This window comes from Corynebacterium sp. HMSC06D04, from assembly GCF_001807315.1.
GTDB lineage: Bacteria > Actinomycetota > Actinomycetes > Mycobacteriales > Mycobacteriaceae > Corynebacterium > Corynebacterium simulans.
Genome location: NZ_KV788526.1, coordinates 87749 through 106104, shown reverse-complemented (window position 1 = coordinate 106104; position 18356 = coordinate 87749). Strand labels below are relative to the sequence as shown.

The 18356-nt window shown below is 58.3% G+C and carries 9 protein-coding genes; 5 read left to right on the top strand and 4 right to left on the bottom strand.

Annotated features, from left to right (window positions below; translation table 11 throughout):
- Positions 1-59: 59 nt before the first annotated feature.
- The 4 genes from HMPREF3155_RS12760 to gabT form a co-directional block, all read right to left on the bottom strand.
- A complete protein-coding gene (locus HMPREF3155_RS12760; protein ID WP_070432411.1) occupies positions 60-7238 on the bottom strand; it encodes a putative Ig domain-containing protein in 7179 nt (2392 codons plus the stop codon).
- A 481-nt stretch (positions 7239-7719) separates the two neighbouring features.
- Positions 7720-8943, bottom strand: coding sequence for an aromatic amino acid transport family protein (locus HMPREF3155_RS01530; protein ID WP_070432410.1), 1224 nt, complete (start codon positions 8941-8943; stop codon positions 7720-7722).
- Between the two features lie 147 nt (positions 8944-9090).
- Positions 9091-10572 carry an NAD-dependent succinate-semialdehyde dehydrogenase gene (locus HMPREF3155_RS01525; protein ID WP_070432409.1) on the bottom strand — a complete coding sequence of 494 codons (1482 nt, stop codon included), beginning with the start codon at positions 10570-10572 and terminating at the stop codon, positions 9091-9093.
- Positions 10573-10603: 31 nt separating this feature from the next.
- Entirely contained in the window at positions 10604-11932 is a 1329-nt protein-coding gene (gabT, locus tag HMPREF3155_RS01520; RefSeq protein ID WP_070432408.1) for a 4-aminobutyrate--2-oxoglutarate transaminase, read from the bottom strand.
- A gap of 144 nt (positions 11933-12076) precedes the next feature.
- Between gabT and HMPREF3155_RS01515 the strand changes: the two genes are divergently transcribed.
- The 5 genes from HMPREF3155_RS01515 to HMPREF3155_RS01495 all read left to right on the top strand — a co-directional run bounded on the left by HMPREF3155_RS01515 (position 12077) and on the right by HMPREF3155_RS01495 (position 17953).
- The gene (locus HMPREF3155_RS01515; protein WP_070432407.1) at positions 12077-13585 is read left to right on the top strand and encodes a PucR family transcriptional regulator; all 1509 of its coding nucleotides are present in this window, start codon (positions 12077-12079) and stop codon (positions 13583-13585) included.
- 83 nt (positions 13586-13668) lie between these two features.
- A complete protein-coding gene (locus HMPREF3155_RS01510) occupies positions 13669-14601 on the top strand; it encodes a carbohydrate ABC transporter permease (RefSeq protein WP_371326264.1) in 933 nt (310 codons plus the stop codon).
- A 16-nt stretch (positions 14602-14617) separates the two neighbouring features.
- Entirely contained in the window at positions 14618-15442 is an 825-nt protein-coding gene (locus tag HMPREF3155_RS01505; RefSeq protein WP_061920921.1) for a carbohydrate ABC transporter permease, read from the top strand.
- Between the two features lie 64 nt (positions 15443-15506).
- Positions 15507-16829: an ABC transporter substrate-binding protein gene (locus tag HMPREF3155_RS01500; RefSeq protein ID WP_070432406.1), complete on the top strand. Its 1323-nt coding sequence runs from the start codon at positions 15507-15509 to the stop codon at positions 16827-16829.
- A gap of 44 nt (positions 16830-16873) precedes the next feature.
- Positions 16874-17953 (top strand): ABC transporter ATP-binding protein, encoded by a 1080-nt coding sequence (locus tag HMPREF3155_RS01495; RefSeq protein WP_070432405.1) that lies wholly within the window; start codon positions 16874-16876, stop codon positions 17951-17953.
- Positions 17954-18356 lie beyond the last annotated feature (403 nt).

Here is an 18356-nt window from a genome sequence, read left to right as displayed (position 1 = left end):
GACAGCCTCCCTTCTTTTGATTAAGCCCTAGGGCTCAATCAGTTGAGCTTGCCAACTGACTAGTCAGAAGATCCGGTGGAAGACCCGTCGTCGGAAGCACAGGCATCGTAGACCAGACCGCCTACCAGAAGTCCGGCAGCCACGAGGGCAAGACCGGCGCCTAGCTTGCGCACCTCCGGGGAAATCTTCGCGTTGAAGGCCGCGAGCTGGCGATTAGCCTGCTCGACCTGGCCGGCCAGCTGCGGGTTGAAGATACCCAGCTGCTTCTGCGTCTGAGTGTTGAACTGCTGCCACTGGCGTGCCAGCTGTGCCTGCATCTCAGACAGACCTGGAATGCGAACCTGTGCTGCCAGACCTGCCGGGATGAGCAGCAACAGTGGCAGCCCCACTGCCAAGCCGGTAGCCACACAACGCTCAGAAGGCTGGTAGCTCGAGGAACCATCCGAAGAGCCATCAGAAGACCCATCCGAGCTGCCTGGGTTCTTGCCGGGGTCAGTACCCGGATCAGTGTTCGGCTCGGTGACGGTCACGGTGATGCTGTCGATTTCCTTGTCGGAGTCATCGCGGACGATGACGGTTACGGTATCGCCTGGCTTGGCGTCTGGCTTGATGGTGACGATGACATCGCCGTTCTCTTCCAAGGTCGCGGAACCTGGGCCGGTGGTCTTATCGACGTTGGCACCTGCCGGTACCTTGCCGCCGACATTTGGAACCTTCACGACGCCACCAGCCGGGGCCTTCGCATCGTTCCAAGACGGTTCATCCGGGGTTGGGTCGGTTGGATCCGTCGGGTCGGTTGGATCCGTCGGGTCGGTTGGATCCGTCGGGTCGGTCGGGTCCGTCGGGTCGGTCGGATCCGTCGGGTCGGTCGGGTCCGTCGGGTCCGTCGGGTCCGTCGGGTCGGTCGGATCCGTTGGGTCGGTCGGATCCGTCGGGTCGGTCGGATCCGTCGGGTCGGTTGGGTCGGTCGGATCGGTCGGATCCGTTGGGTCGGTCGGGTCGGTCGGGTCGGTCGGATCCGTCGGGTCGGTTGGGTCGGTCGGATCCGTCGGATCGGCTGCGACGACGTCGATGGTGAACGTCGTGGTGGACTTGTTTCCAGCGGCGTTGGTTGCCGTGATAGTAACCGTGCTGCGGCCAAAGGCGCTCGGCTTGCCGCTGATGGTGCCGGTAGCTGGGTCAAATTCGACGCCAGTAGGCAGGCCGGTTGCGCGCAGCGTTGCTGCTGGGTCATCGCTGTGAACGGTGACTTCAGTGACGTCTTCGCCCAGCTTCACGGTCTGATCCGAAATCGGGTCAAGCTTCGGCGCGCTGGTATCGGCCGGCTCACGGACCACGATGGTGAAGGTTTCGTCGGTGGCATTGCCGCTGGCATCGGTGACCGTCACGGTGACCTCGTAGGTGCCCGGCTTGGTCGGGGTGCCGGTGATGGTGGCAACGCCGTCAACGGTCTCAAGCTTCACGCCATCCGGCAGACCGGAGGCCGTTACCTTATCCGTGTCCGAATCAGAAGAGACCCGAATCGTTTCAATCGGCGTATTGGCATCGACAGCCTGATCTGCAATCGGATCCACCTGCGGACCGGTTGCATCCTTTACGGTGATGGTCAGCTTCTTTTCGGTAGTATTGCCTGCCGCATCGGTGGCGGTCACCGTCACTTCATAGGTGCCCGGAGTAGTTGGCACACCGGAAATCTCGCCGGTGGACGCGAAGAACCGAACGCCATAAGGCAAGCCAGTCACGGTCAGGGTAGCCTGCGGGTCATCCGAGGTGATGTGAATCGGGTCAAGCTCGGTGTCTTCCGTGACGGTCCGATCGGCGACGCCGTCTAAGGAAGGCCCCTCAGAATCGACCACGGTGATCGTGAACTTCTCGACGGAAGACTTACCGTCGGCGTCAGTGGCCGTTACGGTGACCACGATGGGGAAGTCACCCGCGCGGGTTGGAGTACCCGAAATCGTATTGGTATTGGTGTCGTAAGTAACGCCGTCCGGCAGCCCGGTCACGGTGATCGTCGTAGAAATCGACGGATCCGTCACGGTTGGCTTAATCTCCGTAATCGCTTCCCCTAGCGGCACCTTCTGATCCGAAATTGGTTCCAGAACCGGCGCTCCAGGGTCGACGACGGTGATGGTGAAGGTCTCCTTGGTCGTGTTGCCCGCGGCATCGGTGACAACCACGGTCACGGGGTGCTCACCAGCGGTGGTTGGCGTGCCAGAGATGGTCCGGGTTTCTGGGTCGAAGCTGAGACCAGCAGGCAGGCCGATGACCGTCACGGTGTCGCTCGGATCGTCGCTGTCTACCTTGACAGGAGCGATGGCAACGCCCTTCTTTACCGCTTGATCGTCGATGGGGTTGACCTTCGGAGCAGTGGAATCGCTGACCGTGATGGTGAAGTCAACGTAGGAGGTGTTTCCGGCCGCATCGGTTGCCAGGACGCGCACTGGGTAAGTGCCCGCGGTGGTTGGCGTGCCGGAAATCGTGTTGGTAGCGGCGTCATACTGAACGCCCTCTGGCAGGCCGACTACGGAAATCTTGGCATCAGGGTCATCCGCCTTGACAACGATATCTTTAATGGCGCTGCCGGCAGCAACGTCTTGGTCACTGATCTCGTCCAGCTTTGGCCCCTGGGCATCGGTGACGGTGATGGTCGAGGTATCGATAGCCTTGTTGCCCGCTTCGTCGACCGCGGTCACGGTCACGGTGTAGGTGCCCGGCTTGGTTGGGGTACCGGTGATTAGTCCCGTCTCTGGGTCAAAAGTCATGCCATCAGGTAGGCCTTCAACCGTTACCTTCGCAGAAGGATCATCTACGCGCACTGGAATCGGGTTGGCCTCAGATCCCGCAGCGACCGTGCTATCGGGCAGCGGCTGGATGACTGGTGCACCGGCGTCATTGACGTTGATGTTGAAGACTTCTTCGGTGGTATTGCCAGCGTCGTCCTTAGCGGTGATCGTCACTGGGTAGCTTCCCGGCTTAGTCGGGGTGCCCTCAATCTGCTTGGTATCGGGGTTATAGCTCAAACCCTCAGGCAAGCCAGTGACTGTCAAGGAGGTCACCGCAACGTTGTCCTCAGCGGTGATCTCAATTGGCGTGATCGGGGAATCCGCGGGAACGGTAGGATCCGAAATCGGCGCGATCTGCGGCGCGGTCTTATCGGAGACGGTGATGACAAAATCAACGGGCTGCGAGGTATTGCCGGCGGCATCGGTAGCCGTGACCTTAATGGTGTAGGTTCCCGGCTTCTCTGGGCGGCCGGTAAAGGTGTTGGTCACGGGGTCGAAGCTAACCCCCTTCGGCAGGGTCTCCGGATCAACCTGGACGGTAGCATCCGGATCATTTACCGAGACCACGACCGGCTTAATCGTCTCGTTCAGAGCGATATCCTGCTTCTCAATCGGATCGATGACCGGGGCGGTCTTGTCTTCGACGGTGATGGTAAACGGTTCGTAGGACACGTTGCCCGCTGCATCAGTTGCCGCAATAACGACATCATAGGTACCCGGCTTAGTCGGGGTGCCGGAGATTTTCTTGGTCTCGGGATCGTAGGTCACGCCCTCGGGCAGGCCCGTGACTTCAATCTTCGCGTTCGGATCATCGGTTTTGACCGGAATCTCAGTGATTTCGTCACCTTCCGGGACGCTGACGCTGTCCACCGGAGTGATGCGAGGCGCCGTTGCATCGTTTACCGCGATGACGAAGGTCTTAGTCGTGGCGTTGCCGGCGGCGTCCGTTGCGGTCACGGTGACCACAGAAGAGCCGGTTTCCTTCGGGGTGCCGGAGATTTTCTTGGTCTCGGGATCGTAGGTCACGCCCTCGGGCAGGCCGGTGACGGTCCAGGCGAGATCCTGCGCTGCGGTGGAGTTGTCGGCCGGGTTTAGGCTCATCAGATCGATGGGTTTGATGGCCTCCCCCTGGTTAATCGTCTGATCCTCCGGATCATCGAAGGTAGGCGCGGTGGCATCGCCCACGAACAAGACAACGGTCTGCTTCGTGGAGTTACCGGCTGGGTCGGTGGCGGTAACGGTAACTTCGTAGCGCCCCGGAGTGGTCGGGGTGCCCGTGACGAGCCCCGTTTCGCTATCAAAGGTCACGCCCTCGGGCAGGCCGGTGACTTCGATCTTCGCGGTTGGGTCAGGACTGGTGACAGGCTCCAGGTTGAGCGGCTGATCTTCAGGAACCGAGACGTCGCGAAGCGGGCGCAGAGCCGGGGCAACGGTATCGGTGACCTTGATGTTAAAAGTCTTCTCGGTGACGTTTCCATAAGGATCAGTTACCTTGACGGTGACCGGGAAGTTCTTGCCATCTGGGCTCGTGACTTCAGTCTTTGGTGTACCAGAGATGATGCCCGTGGTGGGATCGATACTGACGCCTTCTGGTAGCCCGGACGCGCTGAACTTAGAATTCGGCTCATTGCTGGTCACGTGGATCGGCTCCAAGGCGGTGCCGTTTTCCACGCTCACATCAGCGATATCGTCCACCTTCGGCGCGGTGGTGTCGACTACCGTGAGAAGGAATTCCTGGGTCGAGGTATTGCCGGCGGCATCGGTCGCAGTCACCGTAATTGGGTACTTCCCCGGTGCCTGCGGGGTTCCTTCGATCTGATGGGTCTCCGGGTTATAGGTCAGTAATGGTGGCAGGCCCGCGACTACAACGTTGCTGACGGACTTGTCGAAGTTATCGGTGACGTCTACTGGAATTGCGGTGATCGGTTGACCGGCCTCTGCGGTGGCGTCGTTGATCTTGGCAATGGTCGGCGCCTTGGTGTCGGTAACAGTAACGACCAGGTTGGATACAGAGTTATTGCCCTGGGGATCGGTGGCCGATACGGCGACCGTGTAGATGCCCGGTTCGGTTGGGGTACCTTCGAGGGCACCGTTTTGCTCGTTCCAGGTCATGCCCGGCGGGATATCACCTTCCACGGTGACGGTGGCTTTAGGATCGTCCACCTTGATCGGAATCGAAGCAGGCTTATCCTCTGGGACGGTGGCATCCGGGCTGGTGAGAACCGGCGCGGAAGTATCCACGACGTTGATACTGAATGCAGTTTCGGTGACATTTCCGGCGGCATCGGTGACGCGGACGTTAACTGTCGACGCCCCGGTGGCCGACGGAGTACCGCTAATGGTTCCGGTCGCAGGATCGTAGGTGACGCCATCTGGCAGGCCACTGACCTCAACGCTGGTCACACCGACGTTATCCGTCGGCTTAACCTGAATCGGGGAGATGGCTTTGCCCAGCTCTAGGTTCTGCGAATCGATCTGCGCAATCTCCGGCGGGATGCCGTCAGTGACCGTGACCTTGGCATTGACGAGGTCGGTCGAGCCATCGGCGTAGGTGACAATGACCGGGACGGTGTAATCTTCCAGCGCAACATCGGTGCCCGGTGTGGCGGTGATGGTGCCTTGGTCATCAATCTTTACCCACGTTGGGGCGCCATCCGCCAGCTTGAAGGTGGTACCGGCTGGTGCCGGCAGGGTTTCAACGGTTGTTGCGGTAGTCGAGTCGTCGAAAAGCGGCGCCGCAACGGAACCAATGCTGCTTTGAGCCACGGTTGTAGAACCATAGGTGGGCTCGTAGCGCCCGGACGTCGGCAGTGGCTTAACGGTGAAGGAATCCTGCGTTATCGCCAGGCCATCGCGCACGCCAGAGGGCGAGACCGCAAACAAGCGTGCGGTGTAAGTGGTGGTCTTCTTCAAGTTAGGGTCGGTGACAAAACCGCAGGAAGGAAGCCTGCCACTCGCGTCCGGCGCTACCGGCGGGCAGGTGTACTGGGTCAGTTCATTGCCAGCCTCGTCGAACCACGCGATCTGATAACGCGTGTTACCGATTTTGTCGTACTGCAGGCCCGTCGTGGTGGTCTCGATGGCTTGACCCGCTGTAGCGAAGTTGGAGAAAGAGTCATACGGGGTGACGTCAAACTTCAGGTTGCCCGGGTACAGCGCAAAGTTGATGTTGGTGGCGTAATCCAGCGTACCGCCCCAGTTAGACGGCCATCCGGCCAAGGTGCCGGCGGAGGTTAAGTTGCTGGTGGTGTTGCCGGTGTAACCGTTGTAGTTAAACGGCGTGTTCACGGAAATGCCCGGCATGTCCTGCATTGAGAAGAACATCCACTCGTCGTTGACGTGCTTCGACTTCATGTTGCCGTTGACCCAAGAACCTGCCTCGGCGGAATCAGCCAGGTTGTGCCAGGTATAGTCCTTGGACAAAATACCGCGATCGTCCCAGCTATTTCCCCAGGTACCGCGGAACTGCAGCGTGTACCTACCGTTGGCGTCTGTTACCGCCTTGACGGTCTCTGCAATCCACTTCTGCTGGCCTTCCGCTGCCATCCGCTGCTTAATCCACTGCTGCAGCGCGAGTTCTTGCTGGGTACTCCAGTTGGAATCGCGCACGCGGCCCTTGTAACCGATGGCGGCCATGGTTGCGGGATCGTAGATGCGCGAAAGCGCGTAATCAGAAAGGTAGGAGCCATACACAGTGACGTCTGGAGCCACGGAGTCGATACCGTTGACGGACTGGTAGTTCTGCCACAAGAGGGCGCCGTCGGCGGCGTTGGTTTGGTTCCAGAAGACGGTACCGGAGTATTGGCCATAGGAGCCATTGGGTTTGTTGGTAGCAGCTTCGGCCAGGTTGTGCATCACGTTGTTGTTAGCGATGGGCGAGTAAGCGATCTTGATGTGGTTATAGGTATCAGACCCCACGGACTGGGTAGTGCCGGCCTCGGTGTTGGCGATGTTGCCTTCCGGCATGATCTGCTCTTGGCCATAGGAGTAGAGCAGGTTGTACTGTGAGGTATCCGGATTAATGGACCAGACGCGGAACTTCTCCCCCTCCGGCAAGTTGGGGTCTGCGTCGAAGTTGCGCCGGACGCCCTTGGCGTCAGTAAAGGAGGTCATGCCGATGTGGAACTGACCATCGGCGCCGGTGGTGGTGGTATAAATCGGCGACGCCGTGCCGTCCTTTTCGAACCACTGGGCAAAGACTTTCACGCCAGACATGGGCGCAACGTTTGGATCGCTTAGGTTCGATTGCATGGTGCCGCCGGTCTGCAGGCCCACGAAGCCGTTCACAGAGCGGGTGCTTCCCGCGGGAACCGTGGTGTTTATGGCGGTTTCTTCGGAGGAACCTGGCGCTGCGGTCACCGCCTGGGCTGCAGGCTCATTATCGAGGAGGTTGGGTACAACAACGACCCCGCCCATAACTAGCGCGGCAGCCATGCCAGAGGCAGTGAGCATACGCCAGCGGCCGCTTAAATTAAGCCCGCTGAGTGCAGTTACAGAACGAGGTGGCCGAAAAGTTATTTTGGACATGACCAATGCTTTCTCTAATTCAGGTGTTGTCGCAGCTGTAGAGCAGACAGAGCGATAGCAAAGTACGTGAGGAGGTTGGCTATTCGTAGAGGGATCGAATTACTCGAGATGTTATGTAGACGTATTGAGCTCCTTAGAAAAAGCTTTAGAAATCTCTGTGAAACCCTTACCCAATAGCAGTAACAATTCCTAGCCGAGCAGCCACTGGAAAATATATGACCCTAATCACACTAAAATCACACTAAATTGATTAGGCGTTCAGAGTTCTCATCCCGTAATGTTCGTTTTATTTCGCTATAACCTGCACTGATAGCCGGACGCGGCTGGAAAAATAAATTTCAGAAATACTTTGGAAAAACACCCCTGCCTACCCCCCTATGCAGGAGCGCTTGCCGACGCCATTTTCTTAAGCCCAGCCCGCCGGAACCAGGCCCACAATCGAGACAACCGAATAAACGAAAGCCAAGAAATAAACCACGATGATAACGCCCTGAATCAGCGGGTTTGCCAACGCGCCGACGCTCCAGCCGGGGTCACGATCACCCTTCTTGCGGGAGGCATTCAGCAACATCACCGGAATGATCGACATGATTGCACCCGCAAAGCCGCCCGCGTAGGACAGCGCTGCGACGAAACCGCCAAGACCCGCGATGGAGATAGCCAGCGGCGGTACAGCGGTCAGCGCCACGGCAATGCCACGCTGCGCGTTGTTGCCCTCCCAGTGCAAAATGTCGAGCACGTTGCGCATGGTGGTAAAACCAATCGCGAGGAAGGAGGTCAGCATCGCCGCCAACGCGAAGACATTGGCCAAGTAGTACGCGACCGGTCCAAGCGCCTCGCCCCAGGCGATGGTAACAACCTCAGTAACGTCCATTCCCAGCAGACCCAAAGCCGCAAACGGCACAAGTGCCAGCGTAAAGCCGGTAATCACCATGCCGAGCACGATGGCGCGAGCTGTCTCCTGCGGCTTCGCCGGGTCCATGCCCTGTACCAGCTCCGGCACCACGTACTGAGCCAAGAACGAGAAGACGGCCAGGTTCAAAATAGGAACGATGAAGAACGGGTGAAGCACCAACAGGTTCTCGGCCTCGATTCCAGGTCCCAGAATGGTCCAGCCGCACAGCGCGGCAATGATGATGGCCATACCTGCGGTAATAGCGCCTTCTGTGGCACCGGTGGTGTGCAGGCCGCGGTACATAACCCAAGACCCAAAGCCGAAGAAGATCAACGTACCTGCCAGCGGCGGCAGGCCGAAAATATTATTGATGAGGTCGCCGGAGCCCGAGGCGTAGGCGATGAGCGCGCCGACGCCGTTGACGATAATCGCCACGAAGACCAGCCAACGGCCCCACTGCCCCAGATAGTGCTCCGCCAAACCGGAAACCTGCAGAGGCGCTTTTGTGCGCATCGCACTTTCCGCAACATAAAGCATAGAAATCGTGGTCAGGGTACCCGCAACGAGAAGCGCCATAACGAGCGCCATGAATCCGCCGTTTCGCGCGGCATAGGGAATGGAAAGAATGCCTGCACCAATGTTGGTGCCAAAAATAAGGGCAATGCCTTGGACGAAACTCAAGGCCGGCTTCGCAGCCTGCGAAGCAGCCCCTCCAGACTTTTCAACAACCGTCATATTTTCTCCCGAATCTAAAATAGAAATATAAGTAACTGCGCATGGAACAACTGCGCCCCTCGGCACCCTCTCCTTTTTCTGCAAAAAGTGAGGGCGCCGAGGGGCAATGCCTGTAAAAATCAGCTCGCTGAGGCTTGCCGGTTAGAGCTAAGGCTTAGCGATGTAGCGCACGGAGATGTACTCCTCGATGCCTTCGGCACCACCTTCGCGGCCGAAGCCGGATTCCTTGATGCCCCCGAATGGAGCGGCCGCGTCAGAGATAGCGGAGCGGTTGATGCCCACCATGCCTGCCTCCAGCGCGTGTGCCAGGTATTCCGCGGTGTGGAAGTTCTCGGTGAAGGCATAGGCTGCCAAACCGAACTCGGTGTCGTTGGCCTTCGCCACGCCCTCTTCCAAAGTGGAGAAGGTGGTCACGGTGGCTACCGGCCCGAAGATCTCCTGGCGCAGAATCTCGGCGTCGTCAGGCACGTTCGCCAGAACGGTCGCTGGATAAAAGAAGCCGGCGCCATCCGGGCGCTCGCCGCCGGTGGTGGCGGTAGCACCCTGCTCGAGCGCGCGCTCGACCAACTGAGCCACTCCGTCGCGCTGCTTCGCGCTGATCAGCGGACCAAGCGTGGTGCTTTCTTCCAAACCATGGCCTGCCTGGATAGCAGCCATCTTCTCGGTCAGACGATCTGTGAACTCCTCAGCCACTGCCTCGTGCACGATGAAGCGGTTGGCCGCGATGCAAGCCTCACCGCCGTTGCGCATCTTCGCCTGCATTGCACAGTCAAGCACTAGGTCGAGGTTGGCGTCCTCGTGGACCAGGAACGGGGCATTGCCACCCAGCTCCATGGAGGTGCGTTGCAGACTATCGGCAGACTGGCGCACCAGAATCTTGCCCACGCCGGTCGAGCCGGTAAACGTCACCTTGCGCAGGCGCGGATCCGCCATGAGCTCGGAGGACAGCGCGCTCGACTGCGTGGTGGTCACGATGGAGAACACACCAGCCGGCACCTCGTGGCGAGCGAATACCTCTGCGATGACCTCACCCAACAGCAGCATGGTCAACGGGGTTTCCGCAGCGGGCTTAACCACGACCGGGCAGCCAGCGGCGAAGGCCGGGGCAATCTTGCGGGTGGCCATGGCCAGCGGGAAGTTCCACGGGGTGATTGCCAGCACTGGGCCCACCGGGGTGTGGGAGACGGTAATGGAACCATTGCCTGCCGGCGACTGCGAGTAGCGGCCCGGAATGCGTACGGCTTCTTCCGCGAACCAGCGCATGTACTCAGCACCATAGGCCACCTCGCCCAGCGCTTCCGCGTAAGGCTTTCCCATCTCCAGGGTCATCACGCGAGCGAAGTCTTCCTTGCGCTCAATAATGGCGTTGAAGATGTCGGTGAGGATGATAGAGCGCGTGCGCGGCGCAAAACCGGCCCACTCCTTTTGCGCGGCGTCGGCAAGCTCCAGCGCGCGCATCCAGTCAGCGGAGGTTGCATCTGCAACGTTGGCAATGACTTCTTCCGTTGCTGGGTCGAGGACCTCGAAAGTGGCGCCGCCGGTGGCTGCGACGTTCGTGCCCTCCAGCCAAAGGCCAATTGGCAGAGAACCCAACAGCTCAGAAACCTGCGAATAATCAAAGTTTGTCATTTGCTTCTACCCTTTTGGCTGCAGCCCGGACTTACTTGTACTCGTTGAACTGCTTGACCACTACCTGCAGGGCCTCGCGCCACAGATCCTCCGGGATGGCCAGGGAAGGCAGGAAGCGGATAACGTTGTGGTCAAGGCCGCAGGTGAGAATGAGGACGCCCTCTGCCTTTGCGGCATCTGCAATCTTGTGGACGAGCTCGGAGTCTGGCTCGCCATCAGCGGTGACGAACTCGAGTGCAAGCATGGCGCCACGGCCGCGGAACTCGGCGACGCGCTCGTCGCCCAGGATTGGCTCCAGCTCCTCGTGGGCAATCTTTTCCAGGTTCAGCGCGCGGGCGCCAAAGTCCTTCTCCTCAAATTCCTTGAGGGTGGCCAGCGCTGCGGCGCAGGAAACAGGGTTGCCGGTGTAGGTGCCGCCCAGGCCGCCTGGCTGCGGTGCATCCATAATCTCCGCGCGGCCGGTGACAGCGGAAAGCGGCATGCCGGAAGCAATACCCTTGGCGATGGTGACTAGGTCAGGGACGATGCCCTCGTGGTCGGAAGCGAACCAGGTGCCGGTGCGCATCATGCCAGCCTGAATCTCATCAACGATGAAGACAACGTCGTTGTCGTTGCACCACTTCTGGATAGCTGGCAGGTAGCCCTCAGCTGGGACCACGAAGCCGCCCTCGCCCTGAATTGGCTCGACCACAACGCAAGCGAGGTTGGCAGCGCCGACTTCCTGCTCGATCATCGTGATGGTGCGCTTTGCGGCTTCTTCGCCACTGAGTTGGTCGCGCAGCGGGTAGGACATCGGCGCGCGGTAGATTTCCGGCGCGAACGGGCCAAAGCCATTCTTGTACGGAGACTGCTTTGCGGTCATGGCCATGGTCAGGTTGGTGCGGCCGTGGAATGCGCGGTCCATGACCACGACGCCGCGCTTGCCGGTGTAGTTGCGGGCGATCTTCACGGCGTTTTCCACTGCTTCCGCACCGGAGTTGAATAGCGCGGTCTTCTTCGGGTGATCGCCCGGAGTAACCTCATTGAGCTTTTCAGCGACCTCAACGTAGGACTCGTACGGGGAGATGGTGAAAGAGGTGTGAGTGAAGTGCGCGACGGCCTCCTGCACGGCTTTGACGACGGCCGGGTTGGAAGCGCCCGCGGAGGTAACAGCGATGCCGGAGGCCAAGTCAATGAAACGGTTGCCGTCTGCATCGGCGAGGATGCCACCATCAGCGTCCACGACATAGCCCGGCAGCGCAGGCGCCATGCCAGCTGGGATGGCGTTCTTGCGGCGCTCATCAAGAGCAGCGCTGGCTGGCCCTGGGACCTCCTGCGCGAGGTGGCGGGTCTGCTCGATGCGGTATTCAAGTTCCTGCATGATTCTCCTTCAATCGTCTTGCTTTGTGATGTGAATCATTGTGGATGTCACAACTAGCCACAGGCCATGGACATCGCGTATATATTTTGGGGAAAAGACTATTCACTATGTCTATCGACGAGTTGCTGCAAGAAGGACCCGGCAATGAGCGAACTTCGCTTTCAATGGCTGTTTAACCAGCGCAAACTAAACCTGCGCCCGATTCTCGAAGGCCCGCGTGAGTTCACCACCATCCAAGCCAGCGAGTTGCGCGATCCCAGCGAGTTCACCACCCAGGGCGCCATCATCCTGACCTTGGGGCTAGCTTTCGAAAACTCACCCAGCGACTTTTCCGCCTATGCGCGCACCCTGGCGGCGGCGGGCGTGGGTGCCATTGGCTTCGGCACTGGCCTGACCTTCGCCACGGTTCCGCAGGAGCTTATCGACGCCGCGGCGCGCCACCACCTAACGCTTTTTGAAGTCCCCCGCGCCACGCCTTTCATCTCGATCATCAATACGGTGACTACGGAGCAATCGCGCATTGAGAACAACCTCCAGTTCACCTTGCACCGTCAACAGGAGCGCTTAAATCAGGCGGCGTCGAATGGCATTAACGCATTGTTGGAGCGTGCGTCGAAAGAACTCGGCGCTGCCGTGGCCGTGGCTAATGATTCAGGAAACGTCATCAATCGTCACGACTTAGGCGAGCTTTCCGCCGCCGAGTTCGCTATTGCCGCGGCAAGCCAAAGTTCTGGGCGCACCTCGGGCGCGCGCTCGAGCATCACCAAAGACGGCACGACGATCGCCACCATCACCAACGTGTTTAATACCCACGGCCGGCGGCGAATCGCACTTGCGGTATCCCGCGAGCAAAAATTCGACTCTTATGACCGCGCATTGACCCGCCATCTCGCAGGCTTGGCGGAGATGCTGCTGCAAAACCGCGACTCTTCGGCCCGCATCGTCTTAGGTGCGCTCGCCCTTGCAACGCAGGTCTCCGGCACCACGCCTGCGCTTGGCGCCACGGCTTTAGACGCCGCTTTCAACTCTGTGGCCTCCCACGGCCACCTCCACCTCTGCCTGGTGCAGGCCGACTCCCCCACGCGTCTTAGCCGCGCGTTGGGGTTGGTGCATCGTGCGGCGAACAAGGGCGGCTACGCGTGCTTCGTGCTGCCTTTGGAAGGCACGGCGTCGGAAAGCGCACTCATTGCCTTGCCTCCCGAAACCATCGATGCACAGGAACTATTCGGGCGCTACGCCAAAAACCTGCAGGTATCCGTACTCAAGGACACTCCGTGGGAGGAAATCAGCGCCGACCGCGTAACGGCCCTGAAGACCCACGCGCGCAGCCTGCCTCCTGGAACCATGGCGGAGTTTAGCTCCGACGCCCCCGCCTGGCTCGGTGAATCCGCAGTCCACGAGGCCTTGGGAAAGCGCCGCGCCGCGATCGTCGGAAAGCTTAAGCACCATGACGCCGCACACAATACGGAGCTGCTACGCACCTTGCGCACCTACTTGCTTGCCGACGCCCAGCTAGCCGCCGCTGCCAGCGAGCTTAATGTGCACCGCCACACCGTGCGCGCCCGTATCGAAAAAGTCCAAGCCCTGTGCGGCATCGATCTTGCCAACCCCGTGATTCGGGCGGAGACACTGCTACTTTGCCTTGGTTCTTGAGTATTTTTTCGTTCATCTTTAGTTAGCCAAGTTTTCACCCCACCGGTAGCGGGTTTTAACCTGCGCGGCTTAGCTTCTCCAAAGTGGTTATTAAACAATCGGAGCATAGTCCCGATACAGCTGCTTTACGCAAGAAAGCAGAGGGTAAAAAGCGCCAAGAGTGGTGGCTCGCGCTAGTACTCTTAGCCCCCAACCTCATTTTGTTGGGAATCTTTACCTATCGCCCACTCATCGACAATATCCGGCTTTCCTTTTTTAACTGGAATATCTCGAGCCCAACGTCGACATTCGTAGGTTTTCAGAACTACGTTGAGTGGTTCACGCGCGATGATACCAAGACCATCATCGCGAATACCCTCATCTTTACTTTCTTTGCCGTAATCGGCTCCCTGGTATTGGGGCTCGCGCTAGCTCTCTTGCTCAATCAAAACTTGAAGGGCCGCAATTTCACCCGATCGGTGGTCTTCGCACCTTTCGCGATTTCCGGAGCTGCCATCGGCATTGCTTTCCAGTTCATCTTCGATCCCAACTTCGGGCTTATTCAAGAGATGCTCAGTTGGGTAGGCGTTGAAAGTCCTAACTTCTATGCCATACCCGGTTGGGCGCTATTCATGGTGACTTTCACTTTCGTGTGGAAGAACCTGGGCTATACCTTTGTCATTTATTTGGCTGCTCTACAAGGCCTTTCCAAGGACCTGGACGAGGCCGCGGCTATCGACGGCGCGTCCACCTGGACGCGTTTCCGCCGCGTGACGCTGCCACAGCTTCGCCCCACTACTTTCTTTCTTTCGATCACGGTGACGCTGAACTCTGTACAGGTCTTCGACATCATCAACGTAATGACCCGTGGCGGCCCACAGGGTAACGGCACTACCACTCTTGTGTTCCAGATTTATCAAGAGACCTTCGTGAACTTCCGCGCTGGCTACGGCGCTACCGCCGCCACAATCATGTTCTTGATCTTGCTGATCATCACCTTGATCCAGGTACGCATCATGGACAAGCAAAACCACTAATGGGAGCGAAGCCTTAATGGACAACACCCTTAAAAAAGTTTTTGGATACATCGGCATCGTCGCCGTCCTCCTGCTGGTTGGCCTACCGCTGTTTTGGATTTTGATGACCTCCTTCAAAGCCAAAGGCGACATCTACACGGATCCAGTAAATTGGCTTCCCCCCAGCTGGGAAACCGCGAACTACAAAGACGCAACCACCCGCGTTCCTTTCTGGACGTACCTGCGCAACTCGGTGCTCATCACAGCTGTGCTGTCTGTGCTGAAGATCGTGCTTGGCGTGATTTCTGCGTATGCGCTGGCAATCCTGCGTTTTCCGGGTCGCAACATCGTCTTCCTAGTAGTCATTTCAGCGCTGATGGTACCTTCCGAAATCACCGTCATTTCCAATTACGCACTGGTCAACGCGCTGGGCTGGCGAAATACTTTCACAGGCATCATCGTGCCTTTGGCTGGCGTCGCATTCGGCACCTTCCTGATGCGCAATCACTTCTTATCGCTGCCCTTTGAACTGGTTGAGGCCGCAAGAATGGACGGCGCTGGACCTATTCGCCTGCTGACAAAGGTCTTGCTTCCGATCTCTTGGCCAACGTTGACAGCCTTCGCAGTGATCACCATCGTCAACGAATGGAACCAATACCTGTGGCCATTCTTGATGTCCGATACTGCCGACGTCGCGCCGCTTCAGGTGGGACTAACCATGCTGCAAAACAACGACGGCGTCACCAACTGGGGTCCAGTTATGGCCGCCACCATCCTCACCATCATTCCGATTCTCATAATCTTCCTGACCCTTCAGAAATACATGATCAAGGGCCTTACCACTGGTGCCGTCAAGGGATAGCCGCAGATGGTTACCTCAACCACGCTCGCCGTTTAGTCTTTCTATTTCTACAAGGAGTTAATTCATGGACCGCCGTTCATTCCTCTCTGTTCTTGCACTGAGCACCGCCTCGGTTTCTCTGACTGCCTGCGCAGGCACTTCCTCCACTGACCCACAAGCTAAGAAGAATTCCTCTGGTTCCGGGGAAGTCACCGAGCTGACCTGGTGGTCCAACCACCCGGGTTCCTCGAAGGACATCGAGACCGAGATCATCTCCCGCTTCGAAAAAGAAAACCCGGACATCAAAATCAACCTGATTGATGCCGGCAAGAACTACGAAGAAGCAGCCCAAAAGTTTAACGCGGCACTGACCGGCAGCGACCTTCCCGACATCGTGGTTCTCTCCGATGTCTGGTGGTACAACTTCGCTATCAACGGTCAGATCGCGAACGTCGACGAGCTCGCCAAGGAAGCAAACGTCGACCTTTCCTCCTACGTGCAGCCACTGTATGAGGACTACGCCTACGACGGCGGCCACTTTGCACTTCCATTTGCCCGCTCTACTCCGCTCTTCTACTACAACAAGGACGCATGGAAGAAGGCTGGTCTACCTGACCGCGGACCAAAGTCTTGGGACGAGATGGATAAGTGGGCTACAAAGCTCGCGGATGCAAACCCCGATATGCAAGCCTTTGGCTGGGGCGATGCTGTTGACTACCTGGGTTGGATCTTCCAGGGGCCGCTGTGGTCCAAGGGCGGCGCATACTCCGATGAATGGGAGCTCAAGTTCACTGATCCCAAGACCATCGAAGCCGTCGAGTGGCTGAAGAAGGTCACCGATGAAAAAGAAGGCTACTCCTACGTGGGCAACGATATGGCGATGGAATTTTCCACCGGCCGCGCCGCTGCCACGGTGCTGTCCACCGGTGATCTCAGCGGCATCACCGAAAACGCCAAGTTCGACTTGGGCACCGCGTTCCTGCCTAACCCAAACGGCGATGGTGCTTGCCCAACCGGCGGAGCTGGTCTGGCTATCCCAGCCGGCATCGACAAGAATCGCCAAATCGCAGCGATCAAGTTCATCGACTTTGTAACCAACGACCAAAACACTTCCTACTGGTCGCAGAACGTCGGTTACATGCCCGTGCGCAAGACTGCAATGGAACTGGATGAGCAAAAGAAGTTCATGGAAGAAAACCCGAACTTCAAGACTGCTATTGAACAGCTACCGGATACCCGTCCGCAGGATTACGCACGTGTATTCCTCCCCGGCGCCGATCAGGAAATCGGCGGTGCCTTCGAGAAGATCGTGACCAACCGCGATGACGTCAAGAAGACCCTAACCGATCTGGAAAAGACACTGCAGTCTATCTACGACAACCAGGTCAAGCCGGTCATCAAGAAGTAATTCATCTCGCCGCCCCGTCTTCGTACCTGAACTGAGAGGAAACCATGGCAACTGTCACTTTTGATGGTGTCTCGCGGATTTATTCCAAGGACGCCGAACGCCCCGCTGTCGATTCGCTCAACCTCGACATCGCCGACGGCGAGTTCCTTGTGCTCGTCGGACCGTCTGGTTGCGGAAAATCAACGAGTCTTCGCATGCTCGCTGGACTGGAGCCAACCGATTCCGGCTCCATCCGCATCGACGGCAAGGACGTCACGGGCGTTAGCCCATCCGATCGTGATGTTGCCATGGTCTTCCAGAACTACGCCCTCTACCCCAACATGACCGTTGCCCAGAACATGAGCTTCGCCTTGGAAAACCGGAAGACGAACAAAGCCCTCATCAAGGAGCGCGTTCAGGAAGCGGCGAAGATCCTGCAGATGGAAGACCTACTCGACCGCAAACCTGCAAACTTGTCGGGCGGCCAACGCCAACGCGTAGCGATGGGGCGCGCTATTGTGCGCGAACCGGCGGTGTTCTGCATGGACGAACCACTGTCTAACCTCGATGCCAAGCTGCGCGTATCTACCCGTGCGCAGATTTCCGAATTACAGCGACGCCTCGGTACCACGACGGTTTATGTCACCCATGACCAGACAGAGGCTATGACCATGGGCGACCGCGTGGCGGTACTAAATGCGGGTGTTCTGCAACAAGTAGCACCAACTCGGGAAATTTATGACCGTCCCGCTAATACCTTCGTCGCGGGATTCATCGGATCGCCTGCAATGAACCTCTATGACATCAACGCTTCCGTTCTGCGCCGCTGGGGTTTCGAGCAAGCGCCAGAAGGTCCACTTACGGTGGGCATTCGCCCTGAAGATTGGAAGCAGAGTTCTGAAGGCGAAGGCGGCGTAAAGTTTGTCATTCACCATGTTGAGGAACTTGGCCACGAGTCTTACCTCTACGGCGATCTCACTGGCGAGGACGGCACGGTGTTTAGCTCCACTACTCGTCTGGGTGGCAATACCGGTGTGCTCGTGGAACCGCGCAGCCATCAAAGCATCGGCGAAACCATCTGGCTGAAGCCAAATACCTCGAACGTGCATATCTTCGACCGCGAAAGCGGCAACCGCATCAACTAATGGGCAAGGACTAGAGGCAAACGGCAAGCTTCCATAAACCGCCAGTGATTGCACAGGCAGTCCCAGCGACCTAACAGCCACACATCATTGCTGTGCCAGCTGCATGCCTCATACTTTTGTTGTGCGTTTGAGAGAGCGCATGAGAGAGATAGAGAGAACCCCTCAGCTTCCGGAGGGCAGCCTTGGCTGATAATCGGAGGCGTTTAGAGAGAGACAGCGATAGCGCCCAGAGCCTTTTCGAAGACCTGGGCGCTTTCGTTGTGCAAAATCTAGCGATATACAAACCTACTATCTTTTGCACAGCGTTCTTGCGCCGGTTTCTGGGTTTTGAGGGCTCATAATTTGCGCGTGTGTTTGAGAGAACGCGCAAAGAGAGATAGAGAACAGTGCGGTACCAGCTTCC

What these genes read in the sequence shown, in the direction of transcription:
- HMPREF3155_RS12760 (WP_070432411.1), bottom strand. Translation starts at nt 7,238, where the DNA reads ATGCTCACTGCCTCTGGCATGGCTGCCGCGCTAGTTATGGGCGGGGTC.
- HMPREF3155_RS01530 (WP_070432410.1), bottom strand. Translation starts at nt 8,943, where the DNA reads ATGACGGTTGTTGAAAAGTCTGGAGGGGCTGCTTCGCAGGCTGCGAAG.
- gabT (WP_070432408.1), bottom strand. Translation starts at nt 11,932, where the DNA reads ATGCAGGAACTTGAATACCGCATCGAGCAGACCCGCCACCTCGCGCAG.
- HMPREF3155_RS01525 (WP_070432409.1), bottom strand. Translation starts at nt 10,572, where the DNA reads ATGACAAACTTTGATTATTCGCAGGTTTCTGAGCTGTTGGGTTCTCTG.
- HMPREF3155_RS01495 (WP_070432405.1), top strand. Translation starts at nt 16,874, where the DNA reads ATGGCAACTGTCACTTTTGATGGTGTCTCGCGGATTTATTCCAAGGAC.
- HMPREF3155_RS01500 (WP_070432406.1), top strand. Translation starts at nt 15,507, where the DNA reads ATGGACCGCCGTTCATTCCTCTCTGTTCTTGCACTGAGCACCGCCTCG.
- HMPREF3155_RS01505 (WP_061920921.1), top strand. Translation starts at nt 14,618, where the DNA reads ATGGACAACACCCTTAAAAAAGTTTTTGGATACATCGGCATCGTCGCC.
- HMPREF3155_RS01515 (WP_070432407.1), top strand. Translation starts at nt 12,077, where the DNA reads ATGAGCGAACTTCGCTTTCAATGGCTGTTTAACCAGCGCAAACTAAAC.